We start from the raw sequence: 26,993 nt of genomic DNA on the forward strand, positions 1-26,993 counted from the left end.
TCTAAACAAAAAAATAGGAACCAACGCATTGATTCCTATTTATTTCCAATGAATTTATATTGAAAATTCAAGTTTTTTTAAAATGGAATTCGCTTATAACGGCGATATTCAGGCTTCCAGAAATTATCTTCAATACTTTTTTCGATCAGCTCATCACTTAATGGCAAGGCAACACCATCCTCAATTGCCGCTTTGGCAACCTTAAACGCGATGATTCGGGAGACTTTCTGCAAATCATTGAGATCAGGAAGTAAGTCGTCGTCAGGGTTTTGCAATTTTGGAGAGCAATCTGCTAACGCCATACTTGATGCCATCAGCATATTGTCTGTGACACGCGTTGCCTGCACAGCAATCACGCCTAAGCCAATCCCTGGGAAAATATAAGAGTTATTACACTGAGAAATATTGTGTAGCTTATCTTGATAATTAACTGGCATAAATGGACTACCTGTCGCAATCAAAGCACGACCGTCCGTCCACTGAATAATATCTGCTGGTACGGCTTCTACACGCGACGTTGGATTCGACAATGGCAATACAATAGGATGCTCGCAATTGGATGCCATAGTTCGAATAATTTCTTCAGTGAATAGACCCGGTTGTCCAGAAACACCGATCAATACAGTCGGGTGTGCATTTTTTACAACATCTAGCAATGAAATGATGCCTTCCGCATCAGCCCACGCGGATACATTTTCTGAACTTTGAACCAGTTTACGCTGAAAATCTAAAAGGTTTGGTTGATTATCGGTCAATAACCCAAAACGATCGACCATATAAATTCGTGATCTTGCCTCAGCATCACTCAAACCTTCAGCCACCATTTGCGCAATGATTTGCTCAGCGATACCACAGCCCGCTGAACCAGCACCCAAGAATGCCACTTTCTGGTCACGTAATTGTTTTCCTGCAGCTCGACTTGCTGCGATTAAGCTACCGACTGCAACAGCAGCAGTGCCTTGAATATCATCATTAAAACAACAATATTGATTACGATATTTTTCCAGCAATGGCATTGCATTTTTTTGAGCAAAATCTTCAAATTGAATCAAAGCTTTTGGCCAACGACGTTTAATCGCACGAAGTACGTCATCCACAAAGTCATAGTATTCATCGCCACTAATACGAGGCTGATTCCAACCTAAATAAATTGGATCATTTAGCAACTGTGCATTATTGGTTCCTACATCCAATGTAATGGGTAATGTATACGCTGGGCTAATACCACCACATGCGGTATAAAGAGATAATTTTCCGATTGGAATTCCCATCCCACCAATCCCTTGGTCACCTAACCCAAGAATGCGTTCACCATCTGTGATTACAATGACTTTGACGTTGTTCTTATTCACATTTTGTAAAATATCGTCAATGTTGTCACGATCAGGATATGAAATAAATACACCACGATGACGGCGGTAAATATCAGAAAATCGTTGACAAGCCTCACCTACCGTTGGGGTATAAATAATCGGCATCATTTCTGATAAATGATTTTCTATGAGGTGATAAAACAAAGTCTCATTGGTGTCTTGTATATTTCTCAGATAAATATGCTTATTAATGTCGTCATGAAATGACGTAAATTGTTGATATGAACGTTGGTGTTGCTCTTCAATCGTTTCAATCACATGAGGCAGCAAACCGTTTAGATTAAAACTTGCTCGCTCCTCCTCAGTGAACGCAGAGCCTTTATTAAGAAGAGGTAGTTCAAGCAAAGTAAAGCCAGCATAAGGGGTATAAAGAGGGTGTTTTACTTCAGTGTGTTCAGTTGTCATCTCTAATCTCATGGATCAGGCCTAAATTCAGACCCTTTTCATTTCATTTTTACCATTTATTTAAGAAATAGCTTAAGCCGAAATGAAGACAAATGTATATTTATAAAATTGATAATAATATTGGCAGTATTTTTAAATTTTATAACTTCAACCCATCATTCTATTGATTGAAAAATAGATAAAACTGTCACATTTCAAATGTATTATTCATGTTTATTAACTTTTTTTTGCAAACTAATCTGAACGATTCAGCTAATATCGGATTCAATCGTATTTTTACTTCATTATTAGATCCACATGAAAATTACAGCTAAAATTGCCATTTTGCCATTAACTATTATTTCACTGCTAAATGTAACGGGTTGCCAAACCATCACTGACACGACCTCAAAGGTCGGTGATAAAGCACTTTCAATGGTGGGCTTAGCACGCGCTGATAAAACCCCTGAAATTGATAAAAAAGGCATTGTCGATATTAGTAAAACCACACTCGAGCAAATTGAGAAATTTAAACAAAATATGCCGATTGGTCAGTGGGTATATATCGAAAATGACCTTCAAGGAATTTATGACTTACAAAACAAAGCTGTTGATGGTCACATGCTGTTCCTGCGTTTAAATTGTAAGAATAGTGTCCAAAAACCAAGTCTCAGCATACAAAATGTGGAAGGTTCGGAAATTTTAAATAGTCTTCAGCCTGAAGTTGGAACGATCCAAGTACTACTCGACAATAAGAATTACGGAAATCCTTTTAGTTTGGCGAATCAAAAAAAATTAGGGACATTTCAATCTGCTGCTCAAAAGGCGAAAACCATTAAAATCTTCCATGCATCTAAGTTATACACTTTCCAAAATGGTAAAGCAGAATTATTAAATAAGCCTGTCACGTGTATGGCTTAGTTTCGAGTCATAAAATTGCCTGATTTCTATTTAAATTCACATTAAATGAGATAAAGAAATCAGGCTCAATTCAATCATCGATATGCATTAGATGTAAAAGATTAAATTCATCATCGTTAATTCTGCAAATAGCGCATAGTGATTAAAAAAACTGATTTTATTATTTTTATGTCGGATAAGTTTTATTCAACGCAAATCTGCTTCGCTAATGAGCGCTAAATTTGCTATATTTGTCGTTTTTCTGCGACATTAATTTTTCGATAAATTATGAATACGGCAATACAAGCAGCTCTCGATCATGCAGTGCAATCTCTTCAAGCTGAAGGGGTCCTCCCATCTGACTTTAACAACAGCGGAAACTTAACGCGAACCAAAGACCGAAGCCATGGTGACTTCGCTTCGAATATCGCAATGATCGCGTCTAAAGCTGCAGGTATGAAGCCTCGTGATTTAGCAGAAAAAATTCTTGCTGCACTGCCAGAAGTTGCGGATATCAGTAAAGCGGAAATCGCTGGTCCTGGTTTTATCAACTTTTTCTTGAATGCAGACCAACGTTTTGCTGTTCTTGATGCTATTCAGGCACAAGCTAATGATTTTGGTCGTACACAAGTAAATGCTACGAAAAAAATCCAAGTTGAGTTTGTCTCTGCGAACCCGACATCAAGCTTACATGTGGGTCACGGTCGTGGCGCAGCATATGGCATGACGGTTGCGAATTTACTTGAAGCAACTGGTGCTACAGTGGATCGTGAATACTATGTGAATGACGCTGGTCGTCAAATGGATATTTTAGCGACGTCTACTTATCTACGTTACCTTGAGTTAACTGGTCAAACATTAGTATTCCCTAAAAATGCTTACCAAGGCGACTATGTCAAAGAAATCGCACAAAGCATTATTGATCAAGACGGCGATGTATATGTTCGCCCTGTAGCTGATGTTTATAAAGATGTGCCAGAAGATGTGCAGTATGCTGAAGAACTTGATGCCGAAGGTAACAAGGTTGTAATTTCTGGCGATAAAGAAAAACACATTGATGGTCTAATTTTTAACTCGCAGACGTTAATAGGTGACGGTTATCGCGTTTTTCATCAAGCTGCGTTAAAAGCAATTCTTGATGATATCAAAGATGATCTTGGTGAATTTGGTGTGACTTTCAACCAATGGTTCAGTGAAGCATCATTGACTGAAAAAATTGAAGAAGCATTACAAACACTTGATCAACGCGGCTTCCTCTATGAGAAAGATGGCAACATTTGGTTCAAATCAACAGAATTTGGTGATGAAAAAGACCGTGTTGTAAAACGTCGTAATGGCCAAACCACTTACTTCGCTTCTGACATTGCTTACCATCTGAATAAACTTCAGCGTGGTTATACTGACATTATTGATATTTGGGGTTCAGACCACCACGGTTATATCGCACGTGTAAAAGCGGCGATTGATGCGATGGGATATGACTCAAAAAAACTGACTGTGTTATTAGTACAATTCGTCAGCCTATGGCGCGGTGGTGAGATGGTTCAAATGTCATCTCGTTCAGGTCAATTTGTCACATTGCGTGATCTACGTAAAGAAGTCGGCAACGACGCTGCTCGCTTCTACTATGTCATGCGTAAGTCTGAACAGCACATCGACTTTGATCTAGATCTCGCGGTTTCTCAAAGTAAAGACAATGCGGTGTATTACATTCAATATGCTCATGCACGTATTTGTCGTATGCTAGAAAAAGCAAGCAGCTTGAACATCAACTTCGATGCGACCACTGCGCGTGGTTTTGCCGCAAAGCTTGAATTAGAAGCTGAAACTGAAATCTTAGCAAAACTTGCAGCATACCCTGAAATTATTGCACGTGCTGCAAACAGCCATGAACCGCATCAAGTAGGTAACTACTTAAAAGAACTTGCAGCATTGTTCCATGGTTGGTACAACGAAAATAAAGTACTCGGTGATGATGCTGATCTGACCCAAGCACGTTTGTTGTTATCGGTAAATGTTCGTCAAGTCTTGAAAAATGGTTTAGAGCTTTTAGGCGTTTCTGCACCTGAAAGCATGTAAGTCATCGAAGGTGAATCTTTTTTAAAAGATTCACCTTCGATGACTTTTATTATTGAAAAAAATGAGATAAAAACTCCATGTGATGGTAATCCAATTTTCCATTGCATGATCTTAAAATAAGAGAGGTTTCCAAGTGTTTGGAAAAACGCAGCGTGGTGTATCAGAAAGACCTAACAAACCTAAACAACCATTAATACCAAAATGGTTAGGTATGCTTGTTCTGATTTTAATTGTACTGAGTTTTGCCGTAGCCTTAATGCTATGGAAACCGTGGGCGCCAGTCCAACCAAAAAGCAATGATATTCAATCTGAACATTATCAAGAAGATACGAATAAAGATTATCGCTTCTACGATTTATTGCCTCAACAACAAGTGACTCCAATCCCCGATCAAGCTGTACCTGAAAATCAGCAAGTGAACACCGCACCTGTCATCGTGGAAGCACCTGTGGTTGCTGATGCTACAACGACAGAGGGTGAACTGATTGAAAATGCAGAACCTCAACCCGTAGCGAGTAGCTACCTTTTACAAGTCAGAAGTTATCCAGATCCAGATAGTGCTGATGCACGTCGTGCTGAAATTATTCTCAACGGCTTATCTGCAGATGTCATTAAAACCACGGAAGGCGGTCAAACCTGGTATCGGGTTGTCTCTGGACCTTATGACTCTCAAGAAGCTGCTGTCATCGCTCAGCAAACCCTACAACACAGCGGTATTGATTCAATCGTTGTAAAACGATAATCAAAAAAAGGATGCGATTAGCATCCTTTTTTAGTCTAGAGCAAACCTAAAATTTTGCTAAGTAGCGTTGGATAAAAGAAATACACTCTGACGCATAAACTTTAGCTAAATCATGTTGTCCGTTCGGGATCACATTCAGCTCTGAATACTTAAAAGCGTGATTTAAATACTCACCTACTGCGACAGGACTAATGTCATCATCTCCGCCCCAGATTAATAGTACAGGACATTCAATTTCAGCAAGCCGTTCATCTAATTTGGTTTCATCATCAATAAACCAGTGCGGCACTTCATATTCATTTTGATATTCTGCACGCCAATCTTTAACATGAAATGGTGTTAAATCAACGCCACCTGACGTAGCGACCAACACCAAACCTTGAATCAATTTTGGATACCTCAACGCCGCTTGAACAGCAATGACCCCACCCATAGATTGAGCGATCAGAATACTTGGGCGCTGAAGATGATCAAATACATAATCTTGTAAATCTGACATTGAATTTACATGTGGATGATCAGGATATTCACCAAAACTGGGATAAGCAATGATGTGCGTGTCGTACTCAGATTCAAAATGTGATTGAACAGGTTTCCAAAATGCAGTACTGCCAGATGCTCCGGGCAGGAAGATTAATTTCACTGCCTGATCTGCCATCTTAATCACCACCCTTGATGACCGCTCGCTGATAAGCAGGTCTTTGTTTTATGCGTTTTACATACGCATGAATGTTCGGATATTTTCCATTTAAGCGCTCATCCATCGCGATTAAGGGAAAACTCATTTGGATATCTGCAAATGAAAACTGAGATATAAAAAATTCATGTTGCGCCAAATGCTGTTCTAAAAATTCAATATGTTCAGCGAGACGCGGTTGTATAAATCCATCAGTCACCCCATCAATAATTTTATTGGCAATTGGTCGAATCACAAAAGGTACTTTAGGAGGTACAAACGAGAGAACTAAGGTCATCACTAAAAGTGGCATTAATGAGCCTTCAGCGTAATGCATCCAATACTGATATTGTGTTAAGTCCGGCTGTGACTGGGGTTTAAATTGATGCTGAGTATCATAGCGATCTGCCAGATAGTCTAAAATCACCGCCGATTCTGCGATCACTAAATTATCATCAGTAATCACTGGTGATTTCCCCAAAGGATGAACCTTCTTCAATTCTGGTGGAGCGGCGTAAGTTGGCAATCTTTTATAATGTTGAATTTGGTATTCAGCACCCAACTCTTCTAGCGCCCAAATAATTCTTGAAGAACGTGATTTTTCTAAATGATGTAATGTCAGCATAAGACCACCTAATTTTATTTCTCTCTATATAGCCATTTTGAATAAAAAAAGACATCCTGCTTTACACAAAATGTCTTCTTTTTAGCTGTAAATTACAAAAATACAGAATGTTGATGCCTATTAAGTTGTCTATATTTAAATAATTGTTGTTTTAATTTCGACACTTCTGAGCATTGTTTTAGTAACTGGTGTTTTTTGGCACACATTTAAAACTTTTTCTTGTAGCGCTTCATCCAAGTTAGTTTTAAAACTTAAACGACGCTCAATCCATTCCTGCCCTTCCTTATTGGCTTTAAAATCTGCCTCGACACTAAATTCGCCTAAATCCAGTCCTTTATGCTCAGCATACATCCGTAATGTAATCATTGTGCAGGAAATTAATCCTGAACAAATAAAATCATACGGTGCAGGCCCACGATCTAAACCTTGGAATGATTCAGGTTTATCGGTGAGAAATGTGTGCTGACCAGATTGAATTTCACCACCCCATTTTTCAGGTAGTGTGGTGACCTTTGCATTTGCGATCGTTGCCATTTTATTTTCCTTCTTTGTCTTATTATTTAGATGGACGCATGCTATCAGGCAATATCGGAGCTTTCAAACGCTCGCCTTGGTATGATGGAATTGACCCAAAACGTGGATCTTCTGCTATCCATTGATCACGTGCAATTTTGATTTCTTCTTGCGTACGTCCAACGAAATTCCACCATAATAAAATTGGTGACTCAAATGGCTCACCGCCCAAAAGCAGTACACGACTATTGTCATGGATTTCTACTTCCACATATTCTAGCCCTGGCTCTAAAATCACCATATTGTCTTCATCTAAATGATGACCATTAATAGTTGCTGTACCTTCAAGCGCCATAAATCCATATTCAAACTTTGGATTTAAAGGTAAACGTGCTTTTGTGGCTGCTTGCGCAAATAAATCAACACCTAAAAGCTCAGTATGTACTTTGACTGGTGATACTGTATTTAGATACTCACCGACCAATACCGTAAATTCGATACCTGACTGATTAACCACGGGTAATTCAGGATAGTGATTAAAAGCTGGATCGATGGTAAGTTTGTCATCAGGCAATGCAATCCAAAGTTGGGCAGCATGCATTTTTGTTTCATTCGCTGGCGCGACTTCAGTATGTGAAATACCTCGACCTGCTGTCATGAGGTTAACTTGCTTGGGCTGAATGAGCTGATCTGTTGTCCCTAAGCTGTCGCTATGCAACATAGTCCCTTCAATCATCCAAGTAAAGGTTTGTAGACCAATGTGTGGATGTGGACCAACATCTAGACCTTGTCCAGCTTCAAATGTTACAGGACCTGCATGATCTAAGAAGCACCATGCGCCAATCATACGCTTATGGCGACTTGGTAAAGCGCGTTTGATCACTGTTCCTTGACCGATTTCTGCACGGCGCAGTGGAAATTCCTGAATAAATTGGTTGGCGTGCTTTTCACAGTCTTCTGAATGAGACAATTCGGTATAAGTATTATTGGTCATGTTGTTATCCTAAAAGTTTGGCAAATGGCTATCTTTGTTATAGATATTAACAAGGTCATGCAAATTGAACCACCTTAGACTTAATACGCTGAATACTATAGGTAGGACAATTAGAGTTTTGTATGTATTAAAAATAGAATGCTTTATTATTAGCAGGTTCTATTAATTTGGAATAAAAATGAGCTATCGATATGTTATAAATATAAAAACTTTAATATTTTTAAATAATTTATAAAATTTAGAAGTAACTTTACAGGCGTAACTTCATGTTTGTTAAATATCTACCAACGGATAGAATAGAGTTTTTAGAAAATGGACTTTTCAGAATTACGCAACCTCAATACTTAAATGATCCGTCAGGTGAAGGTGTTTTTACACCATTTTTCAACATCTTTTCTGACGCTGATCTCAAGGTTGCTTATAAAAAATATCAGGGTTCAATATTTTATGATGGACCAAATGTAACAGATGAATTTCTAATAAAACACTACTTATTACCTTCAGGTCAAAGATACAGCATTGATGAATCTCCAAGCTTGAGGAGTTTTGACGAGTTTGATAGTTTTAATACGATGGAGGAATATGATCGCTCCCAAGCTATAAATTTTATTAAGCACATAAATACAAATTTATTGGGAAAACTAAATAGCTATATAGGCATTTTTTCTCTGACTAACTCACTAATAAACCAAGAAATGTGGATACGCTACGGTCAACATGGTAAAGGTTTGGCTGTTTCATTTGATTCCAATCATCCCTTTTTTAAGAAGTACAATCCTCAAAAAATTGTATATAAAAATTCTAGAAGAGCTTCTATTTCATATTATGAAGGAGTCATACGAATCAATGGTATTACCATTCCAGATAAACTTAAAAATTTTGATGAAATATCAAATTATTATTTTCTCAATATTGATCAGCAAGATTTTTTTGAACGCTTACTTTTGACAAAAAATGAGCGATGGGCAATTGAAAATGAATATAGGATAATTTTTAAGTTATTAGATCATGATGTAATTAAGCCCAATAATATTTATCTTAAAAAAATTCCCTTTCCATGTTTTAAATCATTAACCTTCGGATGGGATATTACTGAAAAAGAAATCGATACCATAATCCAAGTTGTCAAAAAAAATCCTGAATTATCACACTTAAAATTTAATCAAGTTAAATATGGTGAATTAGAAAATTTTGACCAGTTAGAATTATGCGATTTATAAAAAAGGACGCAATTGCGTCCTTTTTTAAATAATTTCCGTCAGGAAATTATTCCCATTCAATCGTAGCAGGTGGTTTAGACGATACGTCATAAACAACACGTGAAACTTCTGCAATCTCGTTCATAATACGCGTCGAAATTTTATCAACAAGATCATAAGGAAGATGTGCGAAACGAGCCGTCATAAAGTCAACTGTTTCAACCGCGCGAAGTGCAATCACCCATGCATAACGACGACCATCACCGACTACACCCACAGATTTCACTGGTTGGAATACAGCGAATGCTTGTGCAGTTTTGTCATACCAACCACTTGCACGAAGTTCTTGCATGAAAATATCATCAGCTAAACGAAGAATGTCAGCATACTCTTTCTTCACTTCACCCAAGATACGAACACCAAGACCTGGTCCTGGGAATGGGTGACGATAAAGCATCTCAAATGGTAAACCTAAAGTTGTACCCAAACGACGTACTTCATCTTTAAATAAATCACGAATTGGCTCAACCAATTCAAAAGCGAGATCTTCGGGTAAACCACCCACGTTATGGTGTGATTTAATCACATGTGCTTTACCTTGTTTGCTTGCAGCAGATTCAATCACATCAGGATAAATCGTACCTTGCGCAAGGAAGTTCACGCCATCAAGCTTACGTGCTTCTTCAGCAAATACTTCGATAAACTCACGACCAATGATTTTACGTTTTGCTTCAGGATCAACTTCACCTGCCAAAGCGTCAAGGAAACGTTGTTCAGCATCAGCACGAATCACACGGATACCCATGTTTTTCGCAAACATTTCCATCACTTGATCCCCTTCATTTAAACGAAGAAGACCATTGTCAACGAATACACATGTCAATTGATCGCCAATTGCTTTGTGAAGCAATGCAGCCACAACAGATGAATCTACACCACCTGAAAGACCAAGAAGAACCTTCTGATCACCAATCTGTTCACGTAATTGTTCAACACGTAAATCAATGATGTTTTCAGAGTTCCATAGGCTACGGCAACCACAGATCTTTTGTACAAAGTTCTCAAGTAACTCTTTACCTTTAGCAGTATGTGTTACTTCAGGGTGGAACTGGATACCGTAGAAACGACGAGATTCGTCAGACACCATTGCCACTGGGCAACTTGGTGTACTTGCAGTAATTTGGAAACCTTCTGGAATTTGAGTCACTTTATCGCCATGACTCATCCATACTTTCAATTTGTCTGCTGAATCTTCAAGATCGCCAATTAAAGCATCACGTACTTTAATATCGACTTCAGCATAGCCAAACTCATGAACTGTACCCGGTTCAACTTTACCGCCCAACTGAGCAGACATCGTTTGTAAACCGTAACAAATACCCAATACTGGTACGCCTAAGTTAAACACAACTTCTGGCGCACGTGGGCTGCCTTCAACGTGAACACTCTCAGGACCACCTGAAAGAATAATCCCTTTTGGATTAAATGCGCGGATGTCCTCTTCCGACATATCAAAAGCATACATTTCAGAATATACGCCTGATTCACGTACACGACGTGCGATCAATTGGCTATATTGAGAGCCGAAATCCAAAATCAGGATACGATCTTCGGTAATTTGAGTATTGGTAGTCATGATAACAACTATGAAAGGCTAACGAAGGATTAGCGCGCTATTCTATCATTTTTATTAAGCTTACGCACACTATTCAAATCTCTCTATATTTCAATACATTATTATTAAATATTGTCTTTTTATTCAACAATTTCAGTTGATTGCTTTGATCATGCAAGCCTTGGAGTTACATTCAGATCACGATGCAGCAGGCGAATAATTCTTTCATTTCACCTGCATTACGTATTCGTTATTTATTTTTCAAAACGCTGATCAACACTCCATTGACCTGCACCATGCAATACGAGAAAGATTAGACCACCAGCCATAGCAAAGTTTTTCATGAAATGTATCGAATCTTCAGGTGTACCATGAAAAAGAAATGCGGTAACTAAACTAAAACCAGCTAAAGCTGCTGCGAATAATCGTGCATGCACTCCAAACAACAGTGCTAAGCCTCCACCCAGTTCAACCAAAATGGTTATTGGCAATAATGCACCTGGCACACCCATCGCTTCCATATATCCAACTGTCGCGCTATAACCTGCGAGTTTGCCCCATCCCGCCACAATAAAGATATATGCTAAAAGGACACGTGCGACGAAGGTTAAAGTTGCATGCACTGTGGGTTGAGCAACAATTTTTTGAATCACTTGATTTGGATTAAACATTGGGTGACCTATCTATGTTTTGTTTTTGGTAATGACCCTAGATTAGTAGCTTTTATTTTTAGGATAAATAATCAATACAAAGAATCAGCGTTGCATAATCAGAACAATAATTCACCTATAATTTAAATCAATTGACTACTGACATCAGCGCCGATGGCTGTTAGCATTTGAACACATTTTTGCTCAGTTCACCCCTCATGGATTTAATCGATTTTATTCTGCATGTAGATGACCATCTACTTGAATTTATTACCAATTATGGCATTTGGATTTACGGAATTTTATTCCTGATTATTTTCGTAGAAACGGGCTTGGTGGTCATGCCTTTTCTACCCGGGGACAGTTTACTGTTTGCAGCAGGTGCGTTAGCAGCCTCAACAGGTGCAATGGATCCGTGGCTTTTGGGCGTGTTGTTATTCACTGCGGCAGTATTGGGTGATACCTTAAATTATCATATTGGAAAATATATCGGACCACGCGTTTTTGAAATTGAATCTCGATTTATCAATAAAAAACATTTGGTTTATACGCAAAAATTCTTCGAAAAACACGGTGGTAAAACCATTATTTTTGCGCGTTTTGTCCCATTCGCACGTACATTTGCACCCTTTGTCGCTGGTGCAGGAAGCATGAACTACAAATACTTCATTACTTATAATGTCGTTGGTGCTTTCTTGTGGATTTCTTCGTTTATCACCTTGGGTTATTTGTTCGGTAATATGCCTATCGTGAAAGATAATTTCACCCATTTAATTTTCGGAATCATTATTCTGAGCGTATTGCCGGGGATCATTGGCTTTATTCGCCACAAGTTTTTCCCAAAGAAAAATCCCGAAATGATGTAATCATCTTAGGCTTCAAAAAAAGCAGATTCTCCACCAAGAATCTGCTTTTTTTATCACTACAAAATATTGAATGGCTTAGAAAAATCCAATAATGACAGGTAACATACTGAGCATAAGTAACATGGCAGAACCTTTGTATAAGCGATCTGCGCTGACCACCGTCTGATTCCCTGCCAAGACTTTACGACCAAAATACATCCAAAATAAAGCACATGGAATTAAACATAAGGTGAATACACCCAAAACTAAAAAATAGTTTTGAAAAGAATCCCAAGTCCATGCTGGAAAAATACCAACTGCAAACAAAATAGATTTTGGATTTTTCAATGTCGATTTAAAAAGATGACTACGACTCATTCGAATGTTTTTTTGGCTCAATTGCTTAAGATGTGAAGCTTTCCATAAATGAAAAGCCATCCAAATCACATAAACTGCACTCACCAAATGTAAGATATGAATCAGCATTGGCCAAATTGGTAGGGTTAAATGCACCAACAGTGCCCAAATGCTAATGCCGTAGATATAACCCAGTAATTCAAGAGGTACGAAATAGAATGCTTTTAATACACCATGGTGATGTGCTGCGCTAGCCAATAATGCATTGGTTGGACCGGGAATAAGTAATACCGCGAACACTGCAAAAATATAAAGCCAACTTTCTACCATAGATTAAAATCAGAGATTTAGAAGAGGCACACCTTAAACGAAAAACGAATTTAAAGACAAGTTTTTAAAGTGAAGGAATGATGAATGTCACGTCTATTTTCAGTTAATAATTTTATAAAATATTGATTTTAATAAATTTACATTGAAACATTTTGCTAAAAAAAAAGCTGCTCAAGCTCAGATTGAACAGCCCTTTTAAATTACTGAGCTTGCTGTTGACGTTTAGGGACATAAGGACAATTTTTGAAAGTTGCCGCTTGTGAGATCGCATCTTGCTCGCCATATAATCGCGACAATTCAGTATTTTTGGTATTCGATGACTGTCCCATATTGACAGAAACTGAAGGACCAAAGCCCCAACCGCCACGGCCCCAGCCACCACCAACACCTAGACCAACGCCAACACCTGTACGTTTAGGCGGTTGTACACCATTATTGATGTACTGCTGAATACGATTGAATTCAGCACCAAGTTGTACACAGTTCAATGCTTGATATTGCGTCGGAGAAACATAACTCGGTTTAACCGTTGTCGCACAAGCAGTCATCAATACAGCAACCGTACCGACTGCACTAAGTTGCATGACCATTTTCATCGCGCGTGAGTTCATACTCTTCTCAAATCTTATTTATTCTCGATTTCATTGAACAATGATTGGTAGGCCTGCGTCAATTTATGATCTGTATTTAAATAGATTAACGGCATATTTTTATGATGAGACTCTTTCATCAATACCGACGGTGGCAACATCGCATTGAGCACAGGTAGTTGTTCATCTCTGAGCTGCTGTACCACTTCACGAGGAAGTTTTGCTTGCGCTTGAAACTGGTTAACAATGATACCTTCAATTTCCAATCGATCATTATGATCATCTTGGGTTTCTATAATGTTTTCGATCAACGTGTTTAAGGCACGCTTAGAAAAGATATCACAATCGAATGGAATCAACACTCGGTCTGCTGCAATTAATGCCGACAAAGTAAAAAAATTAAATGCAGGCGGTGTATCGATATAGATCCGATCATAAGTCCCTGCTAGATGCTGAATCGCATCACGCAGCTTATAAATTTTATGTTTGGATTCGAGGCTATGCTCTAAAGCACCAAGCGAGGGACTTGCAGGCAAAACATCGAGAGATGGGAATGGTGACTGATGTATATAAGCTTCTACGCCTTTATTTTTATTTTTGAGTAAATTTCCAATGGCTTGACCAATCAAACCTTTGCTGGACTGATTCGCCAATACATCTTCGAAAAAATTTTCAATATTGGGTTCTAGTGCAGGTTTATCGGCATTATAAGTCGCATCATCCCCCAATAGATACTGACTAGAATTGGCCTGAGGATCGAGGTCAATGACAAGCGTCTTAAAACCCTGATGCGCACTCAGTGCAGCCAAGTTTACTGTAATACTGGATTTACCAACGCCACCTTTTTGATTAAACACCACACGTGTACGCATCATTCCCTCTAGGCTCAATTCATTCTATAAATCAAGTTTAACCTAGAGGGGTGAGAGCCTAAGCGATTGTGTCTAACAATTAACCGAAAGTTGGCTTAATCATCACAATGCCGATAATGGCCATAAATGCGACACAACTAATCAATACCCCCGCACGACGTTGAATTAACAATACAGACGCATCTTGGCGATATGCTTTAATTAATGAAGATAACATCACGATCACTAAGACCACTTTGGCATAGAACCAAGGTTGAACTTGAAAATTATTCAAAAACAATAAAATCAAGCCTGTCCCAATAACCAAAGTAAATGCCAAATGTTGAAGCGCAACATAAGCCTTACGTCCTTTCGGATTGGGTTGTTGATTTTCGGCGCCAACATATAAGGTTGTCGCACGTGCTAATACAGCAATGATCAACAAGAGCAAACTCGACATATGCACGATTTTAATGACTAAGTGTGTATCCATTTCAGCCACTCTCCTACTTTTAAAATTTAAGCTTTCGGTGCATGTGCACATTCAGGACTATTTGGCGCTTGACCAGTCCATTCAGTTGGCACATAAGCATGAATCGCCAAAGCATGAATCTTTCCTGGACTCAATAGGTCACCCGCCAGTGCATATACTTTTTGATGGCGTTGAACTAAACGTAAGCCTTGAAACACTTCACTCACAACAGTGACTTTAAAATGCGATTCTTTACCAGGGAAATAGCCACCATGACCTGATGACTCATTCACCACGTCCAAGTGCACAGGAGACAATTGTTGTAAACGTTCAATTAATTGTTGCTCTAAAGTCATGCTTACATTCCACACGCATTCATTGGTTGCCAGCAGTATACCGTGAAGTTTTAGAATAAAAAGTAAATAAACCACACAGCCATTGGATAGATGCGCTTTGATGTTGAGCTTAAGACCTATCAAAAATTAAGCGAAATACATTGAAATGCTTTAATTTTATTCAATCACACGATATTTTTTTATAAAGTTGTTGACCCTGATTTTTCATGCTGTATTATACACGGCATGCGGGAATAGCTCAGTTGGTAGAGCATAACCTTGCCAAGGTTGGGGTCGGGAGTTCGAGTCTCCTTTCCCGCTCAAAATTTTTTCATTCAGTTTTTTCACTTAAAAAATTGATAGACTCCGCGGGAATAGCTCAGTTGGTAGAGCATAACCTTGCCAAGGTTGGGGTCGGGAGTTCGAGTCTCCTTTCCCGCTCCAGATTCAAAAAAGCCCTGATATTGATCAGGGCTTTTTTTATTATTAAAATTTTTTATAAATTCAATTTTTTATAATCAATAAACTTTTACTGCACTTTTTCTAAAAAAATTCATCCACTTATGAGCACTGCTTTATTTACAATCAAAAATAAGCATCATAAAGTAAATTAATTTACTGAATTTAAATCTAATTTTTCATCTCAACTCATGCCGTACTTACATAAAATCGCTATAATTTTCGTATTCAATTTGCTCAATAGATTAGAACCTTAACATGGAAAAATTAACCTGTTTCAAAGCCTATGATATCCGCGGAAAATTGGGCACAGAACTCAATGAAGATATCGCGTACCGTGTTGGACGTGCTTATGGCGAAATTTATCAACCTCAAAAAGTAGTGGTTGGATGTGATGTTCGCTTAACCAGTGAAGCACTGAAACAAGCCACCATCAATGGCCTGAATGATGCAGGTGTTGATGTTTTAGATTTAGGTATGACGGGGACTGAGGAAGTTTATTTCGGTGCATTCCATCTTGATGTGCAAGGCGGGATCGAAATAACAGCCAGCCATAACCCAATGGACTATAACGGCATGAAATTGGTGCGTGAAAATGCTCGTCCGATTGGTGCAGACTCGGGTTTAAAAGATATCCAACTTCTTGCTGAAAAAAATCAGTTTAAAGCAGTCGAAATCAAAGGTACGACTCAGCATTATAATATCTTGCCTGAATTTATCGATCATTTGATGACCTATATTGACCCTGCTAAAATCAAACCACTAAAACTCGTGGTCAATGCGGGGAATGGTGCTGCAGGTCATGTGATCGATGCGATCGAAGAAAAATTTAAAACCCTGAATATTCCAGTTGAATTTATCAAAATTCACCATGAAGCAGATGGTAACTTCCCAAATGGTATTCCCAACCCCATCTTAGTTGAAAACCGTGCAAGCACCTCCGATGCTGTACTTCAACATCATGCTGACATGGGCATCGCTTGGGATGGTGACTTTGATCGTTGTTTCCTTTTTGATGAAAAAGGTCAATTTATTGAAGGGTATTACATCGTCGGTCTCTTGGCACAAGCCTTTTTACTGAAACAAAAAGGTGAAAAAATTGTGCATGATCCGCGCTTGGTGTGGAATACCTTCGATATCGTTGAACAATATCAAGGCGAAGCTGTGCAATCGAAATCAGGCCATTCTTTCATTAAAGATAAAATGCGTGAACACAATGCAGTGTATGGCGGTGAAATGTCAGCACACCACTACTTCCGTGATTTTGCCTATTGTGACAGTGGCATGATTCCATGGTTATTAGCAATCTCAGTTGTCTCTGAAACAGCAAAACCACTCTCTGCTCTAGTTGAGGAAATGATTGAAAAATTCCCATGTTCTGGCGAGATTAACTTTAAAGTTGCGGATACAAAAGAAACCATTCAAAACATCTTTGATCATTTTGCTGACCAAAAACCCAAAATTGATGAAACGGATGGCGTCAGTTTAGATTTTGGTGCTTGGCGTTTAAATGTACGTGCTTCAAATACAGAGCCTTTACTCCGTTTAAATATTGAAAGCCGTAAAGACAAAAATCCGAAGCCGATGCAAGCTTATGTCGATGAGCTCACTCAACTCATTCAAGCTTAAAACCGCATAAAAAAATGGAGCGATTCAAACGCTCCATTTTTTATTCACGATAACCGTTTGGATTTTGTTTTTGCCAATTCCAGCTATCTGCCAACATATCTTCAAGCTTATATTGTGCAGACCAGCCCAGCTCGTTAAATGCTCGTGAACTATCTGCATAAAAGCAAGGTAAATCCCCTGCTCTTTTCTCTACAAACTCGTATGGAATTTTAACCCCATTCACTGCCTCAAAAGTTTTAACTACTTCTAAAACAGAAACTGGCACACCTGTACCAATATTCCATGCTCGACATCCTTGAGCATTTAATCGATTTTCTATCGCTAGCACATGCGCTGTGGCCAAATCGACCACATGAATAAAATCGCGTTCACATGTACCATCAGCAGTCGGATAATCTGAACCAAAAATCGAAAGTTTGTCACGACGCCCGACTGCAACCTGTGTAACAAAAGGCATTAAATTATTCGGAATCCCTTGCGGATCTTCCCCAATTTGACCACTCTTATGTGCGCCAACAGGATTAAAATAACGCAGTAAAGCAATTGACCAAAGTGGATTGGCTCGTGCTGTCTTTACTAACAGTTGCTCCACCACCATTTTGGTATAGCCATAATTATTATTGGGCATACTTAGCGGCATATTTTCCTGATACGGTGATGGATTTGTCTCACCATAAACCGTTGCAGAAGAACTAAACACCAAATTAAAGACTTGGGCACGCTCCATCGCTTGAAACAGACTAATCGAACCAGAAATATTATTCTCAAAATACTTCAATGGGATTTGCTGACTTTCCCCAACCGCTTTTAAACCAGCAAAATGAATCACGGCATTAATCTGATGATCTTGGAAAATTTGATCCAAAATCGCTTGATCAAGAATATCACCCTGGACAAAATCTAAAGATTTAGACGTTAAAGCTTGAACGCGATTTAAAGATTCTGGTGAGCTATTGGACAAGTTATCCAATACGACAACCTCGTGCCCTGCATTGAGCAATTCAACACAGGTATGCGAACCAATATAACCAGCACCACCCGTCACTAATACTTTAGGCATTGTCTTTTCCCATCAATATTTGTATTAAACCTTGTGTCGACGCATCAAGCTTGGACAAATCACTTTGTTCACCATTTAGAATCGGCAAGAGTTGATTGGCAATTTCTTTACCCTTTTCAACCCCCCATTGGTCAAAAGGATTAATATTCCAAATGACAGATTGCACAAATACTTTATGCTCATACAAAGCAATCAACATACCCAAACTATAAGGATTGAGCTCATCCATCAATATCGTCGTGCTGGGCTGATTACCTTCATATTGTTTATAGAGCGGCAATCCCTCAAGCTCTTGAGGATTTAAAGCATCATTGCCAAAGGCTAATAATCGTGACTGAGCTAAACAATTGGATAACGCGAGATAATGCTGTTGCTTAAGCGCCTCGGCATTATCCACATAGGTATATTGGTCACCATTATAACGTTTGATGGGTGCTATAAAATCACTGCTGACCGCTTGTGTACCCTGATGCAGTAACTGATAAAAAGCATGTTGCGCATTGGGGCCAACTTCACCCCATACAATCGGGCAGGTATCTAACGTAGTCTTCTCACCATTGCGTTGCACAGACTTACCGTTAGACTCCATTTCTAATTGTTGCAAATACGCAGCAAAATATTTGAGTCGTCCATCGTAGGGTAAAACTGCATGGGTTTTCATTGCTAGAAAGTTACTATTCCATACTCCCAGCAATCCCATCAACACCGGAATATTGTGTGAAAAAGCGGTGCTTTGAAAATGCTGGTCAATTGCATAGGCCCCTGCGAGCAGTTGCTTGAACCCCTCAACGCCAATACTTAATGCGATTGGTAATCCAATACATGACCATAATGAATAACGACCACCCACCCAATCCCAAAGGAGCAGTTGATTTTCAGGGGAAATTCCCCATTCGGTCATTTTCTCAGGCTTGGTTGACACCCCAATAAAATGGTGTTTTAGAATAGTAAGCTCTTCACCCAATGCTTTTTCAAGCCACAAGCGCGCCGTTTGTGCATTGGATAAAGTATCAATGGTGCCAAAGGACTTGGAAGAGATAATGAACAACGTCGTTTCAGGACGAAGTTTGTGTAATAAGTCAGACAGCTGACTTCCATCCATAGTCGATACAAAATGCACATTCAGAGGTTTTTGAGTGGTTTGTTTAAAATCCGAGAGCGCATGGCTGACCATCAATGGACCTAGGTCCGATCCACCCACTCCAATATTGACAACATCTTGAATCACTTCACCTGATGCACCACGATACTGCCCCATATGTATCTTCTCAACCAAAGCATACATACGATCAAGTTGCTGATGCACTTGATTGGCGATCTGTGAATGCTCAGCATGATCTTGCGGCAAGCGTAATGCCCAATGCATGGCTGCTCGACTTTCAGTATAGTTGATCCGCTCTTCAGAAAATAAGCGCTTAATCCAACCCGCTAAGTCACAGCTTTGAGCTAGATTGACCAAGGCATCCAGCACAGAGCGATCAACACGCTGCTTACTATAATCGAAAATGAGTGGCTCGAAATGAATCGCACAATTTTGAAAGCGATTAAAATCTTGCTGAAAAAAATCACGTAAATGTTGACGTGTAATTTGTTTTTTAAAAAGCTCTAGATTGGAAAGCGCTTGTTCAACAGCGCCTGAATTCAATTTCTGATTTGGCTGTTCCATTAACGCCCTACTCCTTTATAAGCAAAGCCCTGCGACTTCACATATTCGGGATTTAAAATATTACGACCATCTAAAATTAAAGCATGTTGCATGATTTTCTTAAGGATTTGATAGTTTGGACACCAATACTGTTTCCACGCGGTGAGGATACATAGCGCGTGTGCATCATCTACTGCTTCATATTGATCTTGGCAATAAATTAAATCATCGCGCTGACCATATACCTTTTCAATTTCACTCAAGGCTTGTGGATCATGTAGTTTCACGATCACCCCTTGTGCCCATAAAGCTTTTAACATGGCATGAATCGGGGATTGTTGAATACGGGCCGTATTTTCTTTAAAAGAAGCCCCCCAAATCGCCACGACTTTGTCTTTCAGATCCCCCTGAAAATGATTCCATAATTTTCGAAAGAGGATTTCCTTTTGTTGTTCATTAATCTCCCAGACTTGTGCTAAGAGCTGACTCTTAGCCCCAGTACCAGAAACAGTACTGGCCAAGGTTTGTACATCATGCGAGAAATTTTCCCCACCAAACCCTGCACCTGGATATAAATAAGAAGGACCAATACGACTATCTGCCGCTAAGCCTTGGCGTACATGCTCGATATCGATGCCTAATTTCTCGGCGACCACAGCTAAATCATTGATATAGCTGATTCTGGTCGCCAGCATGCCAGATACGCTTAACTTGGTAAATTCCGCATCTAACACAGGCATAAATAAATATTGTTGCTCACGTGGAAAGAATGGTCGTAATAACTCTTGTAATACACGCTTAGCACGATCACTCTCACAACCAACGACCAGTTGTGAGGTTTGCGTCAGGCTACGTAATGCATTTCCTTCTTGGATCACATCGGGTACATAGACCCAATCATCTTCAGGCAATAGTTCAGCAAACTTTTGAGTTCCATGTAAACCCAATGTAGATGCATTAATCATTAATTTAGGATGACGGATCAGACGTTGTTTAAGGGCTTTGAGTATTTCAATGCCTTGCAATTGCTCAGTCGGATTAAAACTAAAAAAATAGGCATCCACATCAAGGGGAATCGCTGCAAATGTGCAGTATTTTATTGCACCAGTCTGATGTAATTTCTCAAGCAAGTCTTGTACAGATTGATCCTGAGCATATACCTGTTCCGATGCTGGTTTTTTTAAAAGATCACACCAGAAGACTTGATGGCCATATTCAGCCAACAATGCTGCCATAACCCCTGCATACAAGGTCTGACCAAATACTGCAATATTCATAGCGATACTCGTTTTAAAGTTTTAAGTCTTTAATCATGACTTTAAAAGCTTCACCTAAACTTGGGTGATCCATACCGTAATGCAATACCGCTTTTAAATAACCCAACTTGCTTCCACAGTCAAAGGTTTGACCTTTCATACGATAGGCTTCTACCACATCTGTTTGTTGAAGCATCGCGATCGCATCGGTGAGTTGGATTTCATTGCCCGCACCTTTTGGTGTTTGTTCAAGCAATTGCATGATTTTCGCAGGCAAAATATAACGTCCTACCACAGATAAGTTCGATGGTGCTGTACCCACTGCAGGTTTTTCTACAATACCTTGCATTTGGATACTTTGTCCCTCAAGCGGTGACTCAGCCACATCCACAATCCCATATTGATCGACCATCTGGTCAGGGACAGCTTCAACCATAATTTGTGATGCTTTTGATTCGTTATAACGCTGAATCATCAAGCTCAAGTCATTGGTTTCAGCTGTATCTTTTACTAACACATCAGGGAGTAGCACTGCAAAATCATCATTACCTACCACATCTTTTGCACACATCACAGCATGGCCTAAACCTAAAGGCTGTGGCTGACGTACACTGATCACACTCACATGCGCGGGCAAAATTTCGGTAATTTCTTTTAGTAAATCAAATTTCTTTTTTTGTTCTAATGTTGTTTCCAGCTCAAAGCTACGGTCGAAATAGTTTTCAATCGATGCTTTTGAAGAATGTGTGACTAAAATAATTTGTTCAATACCCGCAGCAATCGCTTCTTTGACCACATATTCAATTGCAGGACGATCGACTACTGTCACCATTTCCTTAGGAATCGATTTGCTCGCAGGTAAAAAACGTGTGCCAAGACCAGCTACGGGAAGAATCGCTTTTTTAATCGACATATTTAAAGCTCTACAAAATTTTTAATTTACTTAATTAGTTAACGCGAATTTCAGCACCGCGTTGATACCCATCTACATAGTATTCTAATTGAGATAATACCCAATCAACATCTTCATGAGTTGCGGTTAAATCATAGAAACGGTCAAATACAGGTAAAATTTCATCCAAAGGATACGATTTTTCAAACGATCTGAGGATCCGACTATGCTCGGTAATCTGTGTATCTTCTTGATCGATCAATAGTTCTTCATATAACTTTTCACCTGGACGTAAACCTGAATACTGAATCGCAATATCACCTGTTTGTGATCCTTCTTCACGAACCGTTAATCCACTGAGTGAAATCATTTGTCGCGCCAAATCTTGAATACGGACTGGCTCTCCCATATCCAACAAGAATACATCTCCACCCTCACCTAAAGCGCCAGCTTGAATCACCAACTGAGAAGCTTCTGGAATGGTCATAAAGTATCGCGTAACATCAGGATGCGTCACTGTAATTGGACCACCCTTCGCAATCTGTTGCTTGAAAAGCGGAACCACTGAACCCGATGAGCCGAGCACATTGCCAAAACGCACAATACTTACCTGAGTATGATCTTGAGCTGCTGCCATCGCTTGACAATAGAGCTCCGCCATACGTTTGGTAGCCCCCATCACATTGGTAGGACGAACCGCTTTATCCGTTGAAATCAGGACAAATGTTTCCACTTGATTGCGTACAGCAGCATTTAAACTAAAGGCTGTACCGACTGCATTATTTTTCACACCCGCAATCGGGTTACATTCCACCAAAGGGACATGTTTATAAGCCGCTGCATGATAAACAGTTTGTACTTGATATTGTGCGATGACACGCTCGAGCTTCTGCTGATCCAGTACTGTGCCTAAGATTGGAATAATGGTTAACTCTGTTTTTTGACGTAATTCTTTGTCGATACTATACAATGCAAATTCTGTCAGTTCATATAACACCAACAGCTTAGGTTGGTTTTTGATAATTTGACGACATAGTTCAGACCCAATCGATCCGCCCGCACCAGTGACCATCACAATTTTATTGGTGATATTTTTTGAAAGTAAATGGGCAACAGGAGGCACAGGATCGCGTCCAAGCAAGTCAATAATATCAACTTCTTGAATATCCGACAGTCGTATTTCACCATCAACCAGTTTTGTTAAGCCTGGAATCTCAGTAATTTTTAAATGTGCGGGTTCTAAATTTTTAATAATTTCAGTTTTACGTTGACGACCCACCGAAGGCAAAGCAATCAAAATTTCATTGACTTGATGCTTATTCAGCACTTTTTGTGCATCCGCTGCATGATAGACTTTCAATCCACCAATATTTTTTGCTGCAAGCGTAATATCATCATCCAAAAATAGCACAGGTAAATGTTCATCAGAATTATTCAGCATAGCTGCGACTTGTTGACCCGCAAAACCAGCTCCATAAATCGCAATTCTTTTACGCGGAATATCTGCATGCAATACATATTTAACTAAAGCTCTAATGATCCCTCGACTGAACCAAATCCATGCGAACATCATAAACCCAAACATCAACGGAATTGAGGTCGGAATAAATGCATGAGTAAAATAAGCTAAAGCATAAAGTGCCAAAACAGTGAGTGTTGTCGCTAAACCCAACTGAAAAATGAAGGCTTCGTTAAAAGCTCTTACAATAAAACTATAGATTCGTGCTAAACCGAGTGCACTGACCGCAATCAACGACACCCAAAGAGATCCAAAAGCCAGATTCGGCACTACTTCAGCACCCAAGTCAAATTGGCGAATGGCATAACATAGCCAAATCAGAATTGGAAATACTAAAAAATCCAAACAGACTAGAAAAAGTTGTTTGGTCCCCCTTGGTGCTGATGCTAAATTTATAATCGTTGATTTCACAGTCTAGATCTTATCACTCTATATGATCGCTATTTAGGAGGGGTATTGAGAATATCCCTTCATGCCTTCAAATTTAGATATTACAATATCACTTTTATCCCGATATTTTTTTAATTACGTCTTTAATGGCATTTACTGTTTTGGCCATACTATCCTCACTCAAGGTTGGATGTACCAAGAACATTAAGCTCGTTTCACCTAGCTTCTTCGCATTTTCTAATCGAGTCTCAGGGCGCCACGGTGTATCATCAAATGCATGCTCCAAATACACCTCAGAACATGAACCACTAAAGCACGGCACACCCAGTGCATTGATTTCTGCCATAATACGATCACGCGACCAACCTGATGGCAATTGTTCGCTATTCACTTGAACATAGCACTTATATGCAGCATGTACATAATCTTCTGCGGCTTGATACACTGTAAAATATGGACTGTTGGCAAAAGCACTATAAATTTTTTGCATATTTGCCGTACGTTTTGCAGTCCACTCTGGCATTAGCTTTAACTGTATACGGCCAATAACGCCTTGCATTTCCATCATGCGCCAGTTGGTGCCAAATGAGTCATGTAACCAACGGAAACCTGGTGGGTGTTGTTTGTTATAAATACTGTCGAAATTTTTGCCATGATCTTTATAAGACCACATTTTTTTCCATAACACTTCATCATTGGTAGTGACCATACCACCCTCACCGCCAGTTGTCATGATCTTATCCTGGCAGAAAGACCAAGCACCAATATGACCAATTGAACCCGCAGATCTACCTTTATATTTTGCGCCATGTGCCTGTGCACAATCTTCAATCACAAATAAGCCTTTCTCGGCAGCCAATTTCATAATCGGATCCATATCACACATCCAACCTGCCAAATGCACACAAATAATCGCTTTGGTGTTTGGCGTGAGTACTGCTTCAATGGTACGGCGTGAAATATTTTGTGAATCTAGCTCTACATCTGCAAATATAGGGTTTGCACCAGCCGTCACAATAGAGCTTGCAGACGCTAAAAACGTACGTGATGTTACGATCACATCATCCCCTGCCCCGATGCCTAATGCTTTTAATGCAACATCGAGCGCGACGGTACCATTAGCCAGTGCCACTGCATATTGAGTCTCGGCAAATTGTGCAAACTCTTTTTCAAACTCACGGCATTCTTGCCCTGTCCAATAGTTTACTTTATTTGACAGTAATACTCTTGATACAGCATCTGCCTCTTCTTGCGTAAAGCTTGGCCACGGTTCAAATGCAGTGTTTAACATGATGATTCCTAGTATTGTTCAAAAGCTAAAAATTATTTTTTCTCTAAAATTCTTGCAGGGTTACCAACAACTGTGACACCTGGTGGTACGCTTTTCGTTACGACAGCACCCATACCGACAATCGCCCCTTTTCCAATCACTAAAGGCTTGTCTGGTGTACCTTGTTTGATGACAGCACCTGTTCCTATATAAGCATGATCTTCAATATGAATATTACCGTTGCATTTTACGCTTGGCGCAAAAGTAACGAAATCCCCAATCACACAGTCATGCTCAACATAACTATATAAATTAGCATGAAAACATTTACCGATTTTTACATTAGATGTAATTGAGACAAAAGGGCTTAATGCGGCACCTTCAGCTATTTCAATGCCGTCCATGCAAATGATGTTATCTGCCGAGATCGACCAAAGTCTAATGCCATCCATCTCTAATCGCTTTGCAATTTTTTCACGTATATAACTATTGGCAATTGCAATTTGTACATATTTTTCAGGAGCAGATTCATTTAAAAAAACTTGATAATTCATTGCACGATGACCATTTATCAAGTTAATTTCTGTTAAAGAATCATCAATAAATACTATTTCGGATGCATTTTCTTCACGTACCAGTTGTTGACGAGCTACAGGCATCAGACTACGTCCACATCCTGCAGCGCCGTAAATGGCATAAAGCTTAGTCATTTTTATGTTCCGGTGTACCTGTAAATTTGGTCATCGTCGCCTCACCTTCAGCACTAATATCATCTTTTGCCAAGACTTTATGTACTGTTTTAAACATGATTTTAAAATCGAGTAAGGTCGATTGATTTTCTACATACCATGTATCAAGTTTGAATTTTTCTTCCCAACTAATAGCATTACGACCATTGACCTGCGCATGACCTGTCATCCCAGGGCGTAAATTATGGCGCTTCGCCTGCTCTTCGCTATATAAAGGCAAATACTCCATCAATAGCGGACGCGGGCCAACAATACTCATATCGCCTTTGATGACATTCCATAGTTCGGGCATTTCATCCAAACTGGTTGAACGCAGCATTTTTCCAAAAGGCGTTAAACGCTCACTATCAGGTAATTGATCACCCTGCTCATCTACAGCATCTTTCATGGTGCGGAATTTAATCATCTCGAAAGGCTTGCCATTTAGGCCAGGCCGAACTTGACGGAATAAAACCGGAGAGCCTAGATTTTTTTTCACTTTATAAGCAACAAGTACATATAAAGGAAAAAGCAGAACTAAGGCAATTGAAGCAATAGTTATATCGAGAAAGCGTTTAAGCATGGTTATCCTAAATTAATATATATCAAATTTAA

26 protein-coding genes and 2 tRNA genes are annotated in these 26,993 nt (G+C 39.3%); 8 read left to right on the forward strand and 20 right to left on the reverse strand.

What is annotated here, in order from left to right; genetic code table 11:
• Positions 1-77: 77 nt before the first annotated feature.
• Positions 78-1,778, reverse strand: a complete 1,701-nt coding sequence (locus BMW42_RS11170) for an NAD-dependent malic enzyme (RefSeq protein WP_092767904.1) — start codon at positions 1,776-1,778, stop codon at positions 78-80.
• Between the two features lie 297 nt (positions 1,779-2,075).
• On the opposite strand from BMW42_RS11170, the gene BMW42_RS11175 reads away from it, so the two are divergent.
• From BMW42_RS11175 to BMW42_RS11185, 3 genes are all read left to right on the forward strand, one after another.
• Positions 2,076-2,678, forward strand: coding sequence for a hypothetical protein (locus tag BMW42_RS11175; RefSeq protein WP_092767906.1), 603 nt, complete (start codon positions 2,076-2,078; stop codon positions 2,676-2,678).
• 267 nt (positions 2,679-2,945) lie between these two features.
• A complete protein-coding gene (gene argS / locus BMW42_RS11180) occupies positions 2,946-4,736 on the forward strand; it encodes an arginine--tRNA ligase (protein WP_092767908.1) in 1,791 nt (596 codons plus the stop codon).
• A gap of 133 nt (positions 4,737-4,869) precedes the next feature.
• Positions 4,870-5,478: an SPOR domain-containing protein gene (locus BMW42_RS11185; protein WP_035268975.1), complete on the forward strand. Its 609-nt coding sequence runs from the start codon at positions 4,870-4,872 to the stop codon at positions 5,476-5,478.
• Positions 5,479-5,524: 46 nt separating this feature from the next.
• On the opposite strand, the gene BMW42_RS11190 is transcribed toward BMW42_RS11185, so the two are convergent.
• From BMW42_RS11190 to BMW42_RS11205, 4 genes are all read right to left on the reverse strand, one after another.
• The gene (locus BMW42_RS11190) at positions 5,525-6,136 is read right to left on the reverse strand and encodes an alpha/beta fold hydrolase (protein ID WP_218947423.1); all 612 of its coding nucleotides are present in this window, start codon (positions 6,134-6,136) and stop codon (positions 5,525-5,527) included.
• A gap of 1 nt (position 6,137) precedes the next feature.
• Complete coding sequence (locus tag BMW42_RS11195) at positions 6,138-6,779, reverse strand: glutathione S-transferase family protein (protein ID WP_092767910.1); 642 nt, start codon at positions 6,777-6,779, stop codon at positions 6,138-6,140.
• 135 nt (positions 6,780-6,914) lie between these two features.
• Positions 6,915-7,313, reverse strand: coding sequence for an OsmC family protein (locus tag BMW42_RS11200; protein ID WP_035268969.1), 399 nt, complete (start codon positions 7,311-7,313; stop codon positions 6,915-6,917).
• A gap of 22 nt (positions 7,314-7,335) precedes the next feature.
• On the reverse strand, positions 7,336-8,286 hold the full coding sequence (locus BMW42_RS11205; RefSeq protein ID WP_092767912.1) for a pirin family protein: 951 nt from the start codon (positions 8,284-8,286) through the stop codon (positions 7,336-7,338).
• A gap of 266 nt (positions 8,287-8,552) precedes the next feature.
• Between BMW42_RS11205 and BMW42_RS11210 the strand changes: the two genes are divergently transcribed.
• Positions 8,553-9,506, forward strand: a complete 954-nt coding sequence (locus BMW42_RS11210) for a DUF2971 domain-containing protein (protein WP_092767914.1) — start codon at positions 8,553-8,555, stop codon at positions 9,504-9,506.
• A 46-nt stretch (positions 9,507-9,552) separates the two neighbouring features.
• On the opposite strand, the gene guaA is transcribed toward BMW42_RS11210, so the two are convergent.
• Both guaA and BMW42_RS11220 read right to left on the reverse strand, forming a co-directional pair.
• Positions 9,553-11,121, reverse strand: a complete 1,569-nt coding sequence (gene guaA / locus BMW42_RS11215; protein ID WP_092767916.1) for a glutamine-hydrolyzing GMP synthase — start codon at positions 11,119-11,121, stop codon at positions 9,553-9,555.
• A 233-nt stretch (positions 11,122-11,354) separates the two neighbouring features.
• On the reverse strand, positions 11,355-11,771 hold the full coding sequence (locus BMW42_RS11220; protein WP_092767918.1) for a DoxX family protein: 417 nt from the start codon (positions 11,769-11,771) through the stop codon (positions 11,355-11,357).
• Positions 11,772-11,968: 197 nt separating this feature from the next.
• Between BMW42_RS11220 and BMW42_RS11225 the strand changes: the two genes are divergently transcribed.
• The gene (locus BMW42_RS11225) at positions 11,969-12,616 is read left to right on the forward strand and encodes a DedA family protein (RefSeq protein ID WP_035268957.1); all 648 of its coding nucleotides are present in this window, start codon (positions 11,969-11,971) and stop codon (positions 12,614-12,616) included.
• A gap of 75 nt (positions 12,617-12,691) precedes the next feature.
• Here the strand turns inward: BMW42_RS11225 and BMW42_RS11230 are convergent, their stop codons facing one another.
• The 5 genes from BMW42_RS11230 to BMW42_RS11250 form a co-directional block, all read right to left on the reverse strand.
• Positions 12,692-13,282 (reverse strand): LysE family translocator, encoded by a 591-nt coding sequence (locus BMW42_RS11230; protein ID WP_092767920.1) that lies wholly within the window; start codon positions 13,280-13,282, stop codon positions 12,692-12,694.
• Between the two features lie 200 nt (positions 13,283-13,482).
• Positions 13,483-13,872, reverse strand: coding sequence for a hypothetical protein (locus tag BMW42_RS11235; protein ID WP_416224328.1), 390 nt, complete (start codon positions 13,870-13,872; stop codon positions 13,483-13,485).
• A gap of 35 nt (positions 13,873-13,907) precedes the next feature.
• Positions 13,908-14,744, reverse strand: a complete 837-nt coding sequence (locus BMW42_RS11240) for a ParA family protein (protein WP_092767924.1) — start codon at positions 14,742-14,744, stop codon at positions 13,908-13,910.
• Between the two features lie 79 nt (positions 14,745-14,823).
• Positions 14,824-15,216, reverse strand: a complete 393-nt coding sequence (locus BMW42_RS11245; RefSeq protein ID WP_092767926.1) for a SirB2 family protein — start codon at positions 15,214-15,216, stop codon at positions 14,824-14,826.
• A 26-nt stretch (positions 15,217-15,242) separates the two neighbouring features.
• On the reverse strand, positions 15,243-15,551 hold the full coding sequence (locus BMW42_RS11250; protein ID WP_035268950.1) for a BolA family protein: 309 nt from the start codon (positions 15,549-15,551) through the stop codon (positions 15,243-15,245).
• 227 nt (positions 15,552-15,778) lie between these two features.
• Here BMW42_RS11250 and BMW42_RS11255 point away from each other — a divergent pair.
• The 3 genes from BMW42_RS11255 to BMW42_RS11265 all read left to right on the forward strand — a co-directional run bounded on the left by BMW42_RS11255 (position 15,779) and on the right by BMW42_RS11265 (position 17,618).
• Positions 15,779-15,851, forward strand: a tRNA-Gly gene (locus BMW42_RS11255).
• A 47-nt stretch (positions 15,852-15,898) separates the two neighbouring features.
• Positions 15,899-15,974: transfer RNA gene (locus BMW42_RS11260), tRNA-Gly, on the forward strand.
• Positions 15,975-16,247: 273 nt separating this feature from the next.
• A complete protein-coding gene (locus BMW42_RS11265) occupies positions 16,248-17,618 on the forward strand; it encodes a phosphomannomutase CpsG (RefSeq protein WP_092767928.1) in 1,371 nt (456 codons plus the stop codon).
• Positions 17,619-17,658: 40 nt separating this feature from the next.
• On the opposite strand, the gene galE is transcribed toward BMW42_RS11265, so the two are convergent.
• From galE to BMW42_RS11305, 8 genes are all read right to left on the reverse strand, one after another.
• Positions 17,659-18,678: a UDP-glucose 4-epimerase GalE gene (galE, locus tag BMW42_RS11270; RefSeq protein WP_092767930.1), complete on the reverse strand. Its 1,020-nt coding sequence runs from the start codon at positions 18,676-18,678 to the stop codon at positions 17,659-17,661.
• Positions 18,671-20,344 carry a glucose-6-phosphate isomerase gene (gene pgi / locus BMW42_RS11275; RefSeq protein WP_092767932.1) on the reverse strand — a complete coding sequence of 558 codons (1,674 nt, stop codon included), beginning with the start codon at positions 20,342-20,344 and terminating at the stop codon, positions 18,671-18,673. The genes galE and pgi overlap by 8 nt, the downstream gene beginning before the upstream one ends.
• Positions 20,344-21,600 carry a nucleotide sugar dehydrogenase gene (locus BMW42_RS11280; RefSeq protein WP_092767934.1) on the reverse strand — a complete coding sequence of 419 codons (1,257 nt, stop codon included), beginning with the start codon at positions 21,598-21,600 and terminating at the stop codon, positions 20,344-20,346. Before BMW42_RS11280 ends, pgi begins: the two co-directional genes overlap by 1 nt.
• Positions 21,601-21,613: 13 nt before the next feature.
• Entirely contained in the window at positions 21,614-22,492 is an 879-nt protein-coding gene (galU, locus tag BMW42_RS11285) for a UTP--glucose-1-phosphate uridylyltransferase GalU (RefSeq protein ID WP_035267695.1), read from the reverse strand.
• Between the two features lie 34 nt (positions 22,493-22,526).
• The gene (locus BMW42_RS11290) at positions 22,527-24,401 is read right to left on the reverse strand and encodes a polysaccharide biosynthesis protein (RefSeq protein ID WP_092767936.1); all 1,875 of its coding nucleotides are present in this window, start codon (positions 24,399-24,401) and stop codon (positions 22,527-22,529) included.
• A 94-nt stretch (positions 24,402-24,495) separates the two neighbouring features.
• Entirely contained in the window at positions 24,496-25,671 is a 1,176-nt protein-coding gene (locus BMW42_RS11295) for a DegT/DnrJ/EryC1/StrS family aminotransferase (protein WP_092767938.1), read from the reverse strand.
• 32 nt (positions 25,672-25,703) lie between these two features.
• On the reverse strand, positions 25,704-26,360 hold the full coding sequence (locus tag BMW42_RS11300) for a NeuD/PglB/VioB family sugar acetyltransferase (RefSeq protein WP_092767940.1): 657 nt from the start codon (positions 26,358-26,360) through the stop codon (positions 25,704-25,706).
• Positions 26,353-26,961, reverse strand: coding sequence for a sugar transferase (locus BMW42_RS11305; protein WP_092767942.1), 609 nt, complete (start codon positions 26,959-26,961; stop codon positions 26,353-26,355). Before BMW42_RS11305 ends, BMW42_RS11300 begins: the two co-directional genes overlap by 8 nt.
• Positions 26,962-26,993: the final 32 nt, after the last annotated feature.

The organism is Acinetobacter sp. DSM 11652 (assembly GCF_900109815.1).
Classification (GTDB): Bacteria; Pseudomonadota; Gammaproteobacteria; order Pseudomonadales; family Moraxellaceae; genus Acinetobacter.

What these genes read in the sequence shown, in the direction of transcription:
- BMW42_RS11190 (WP_218947423.1), bottom strand. Translation starts at nt 6,136, where the DNA reads ATGGCAGATCAGGCAGTGAAATTAATCTTCCTGCCCGGAGCATCTGGC.
- BMW42_RS11225 (WP_035268957.1), top strand. Translation starts at nt 11,969, where the DNA reads ATGGATTTAATCGATTTTATTCTGCATGTAGATGACCATCTACTTGAA.
- BMW42_RS11195 (WP_092767910.1), bottom strand. Translation starts at nt 6,779, where the DNA reads ATGCTGACATTACATCATTTAGAAAAATCACGTTCTTCAAGAATTATT.
- BMW42_RS11170 (WP_092767904.1), bottom strand. Translation starts at nt 1,778, where the DNA reads ATGACAACTGAACACACTGAAGTAAAACACCCTCTTTATACCCCTTAT.
- BMW42_RS11280 (WP_092767934.1), bottom strand. Translation starts at nt 21,600, where the DNA reads ATGAATATTGCAGTATTTGGTCAGACCTTGTATGCAGGGGTTATGGCA.
- BMW42_RS11230 (WP_092767920.1), bottom strand. Translation starts at nt 13,282, where the DNA reads ATGGTAGAAAGTTGGCTTTATATTTTTGCAGTGTTCGCGGTATTACTT.
- BMW42_RS11245 (WP_092767926.1), bottom strand. Translation starts at nt 15,216, where the DNA reads ATGGATACACACTTAGTCATTAAAATCGTGCATATGTCGAGTTTGCTC.
- guaA (WP_092767916.1), bottom strand. Translation starts at nt 11,121, where the DNA reads ATGACTACCAATACTCAAATTACCGAAGATCGTATCCTGATTTTGGAT.
- galU (WP_035267695.1), bottom strand. Translation starts at nt 22,492, where the DNA reads ATGTCGATTAAAAAAGCGATTCTTCCCGTAGCTGGTCTTGGCACACGT.
- BMW42_RS11295 (WP_092767938.1), bottom strand. Translation starts at nt 25,671, where the DNA reads ATGTTAAACACTGCATTTGAACCGTGGCCAAGCTTTACGCAAGAAGAG.
- galE (WP_092767930.1), bottom strand. Translation starts at nt 18,678, where the DNA reads ATGCCTAAAGTATTAGTGACGGGTGGTGCTGGTTATATTGGTTCGCAT.
- BMW42_RS11240 (WP_092767924.1), bottom strand. Translation starts at nt 14,744, where the DNA reads ATGCGTACACGTGTGGTGTTTAATCAAAAAGGTGGCGTTGGTAAATCC.
- BMW42_RS11250 (WP_035268950.1), bottom strand. Translation starts at nt 15,551, where the DNA reads ATGACTTTAGAGCAACAATTAATTGAACGTTTACAACAATTGTCTCCT.
- BMW42_RS11235 (WP_416224328.1), bottom strand. Translation starts at nt 13,872, where the DNA reads ATGGTCATGCAACTTAGTGCAGTCGGTACGGTTGCTGTATTGATGACT.
- BMW42_RS11175 (WP_092767906.1), top strand. Translation starts at nt 2,076, where the DNA reads ATGAAAATTACAGCTAAAATTGCCATTTTGCCATTAACTATTATTTCA.
- BMW42_RS11265 (WP_092767928.1), top strand. Translation starts at nt 16,248, where the DNA reads ATGGAAAAATTAACCTGTTTCAAAGCCTATGATATCCGCGGAAAATTG.
- BMW42_RS11210 (WP_092767914.1), top strand. Translation starts at nt 8,553, where the DNA reads ATGTTTGTTAAATATCTACCAACGGATAGAATAGAGTTTTTAGAAAAT.
- argS (WP_092767908.1), top strand. Translation starts at nt 2,946, where the DNA reads ATGAATACGGCAATACAAGCAGCTCTCGATCATGCAGTGCAATCTCTT.
- BMW42_RS11205 (WP_092767912.1), bottom strand. Translation starts at nt 8,286, where the DNA reads ATGACCAATAATACTTATACCGAATTGTCTCATTCAGAAGACTGTGAA.
- pgi (WP_092767932.1), bottom strand. Translation starts at nt 20,344, where the DNA reads ATGGAACAGCCAAATCAGAAATTGAATTCAGGCGCTGTTGAACAAGCG.
- BMW42_RS11300 (WP_092767940.1), bottom strand. Translation starts at nt 26,360, where the DNA reads ATGACTAAGCTTTATGCCATTTACGGCGCTGCAGGATGTGGACGTAGT.
- BMW42_RS11305 (WP_092767942.1), bottom strand. Translation starts at nt 26,961, where the DNA reads ATGCTTAAACGCTTTCTCGATATAACTATTGCTTCAATTGCCTTAGTT.
- BMW42_RS11200 (WP_035268969.1), bottom strand. Translation starts at nt 7,313, where the DNA reads ATGGCAACGATCGCAAATGCAAAGGTCACCACACTACCTGAAAAATGG.
- BMW42_RS11220 (WP_092767918.1), bottom strand. Translation starts at nt 11,771, where the DNA reads ATGTTTAATCCAAATCAAGTGATTCAAAAAATTGTTGCTCAACCCACA.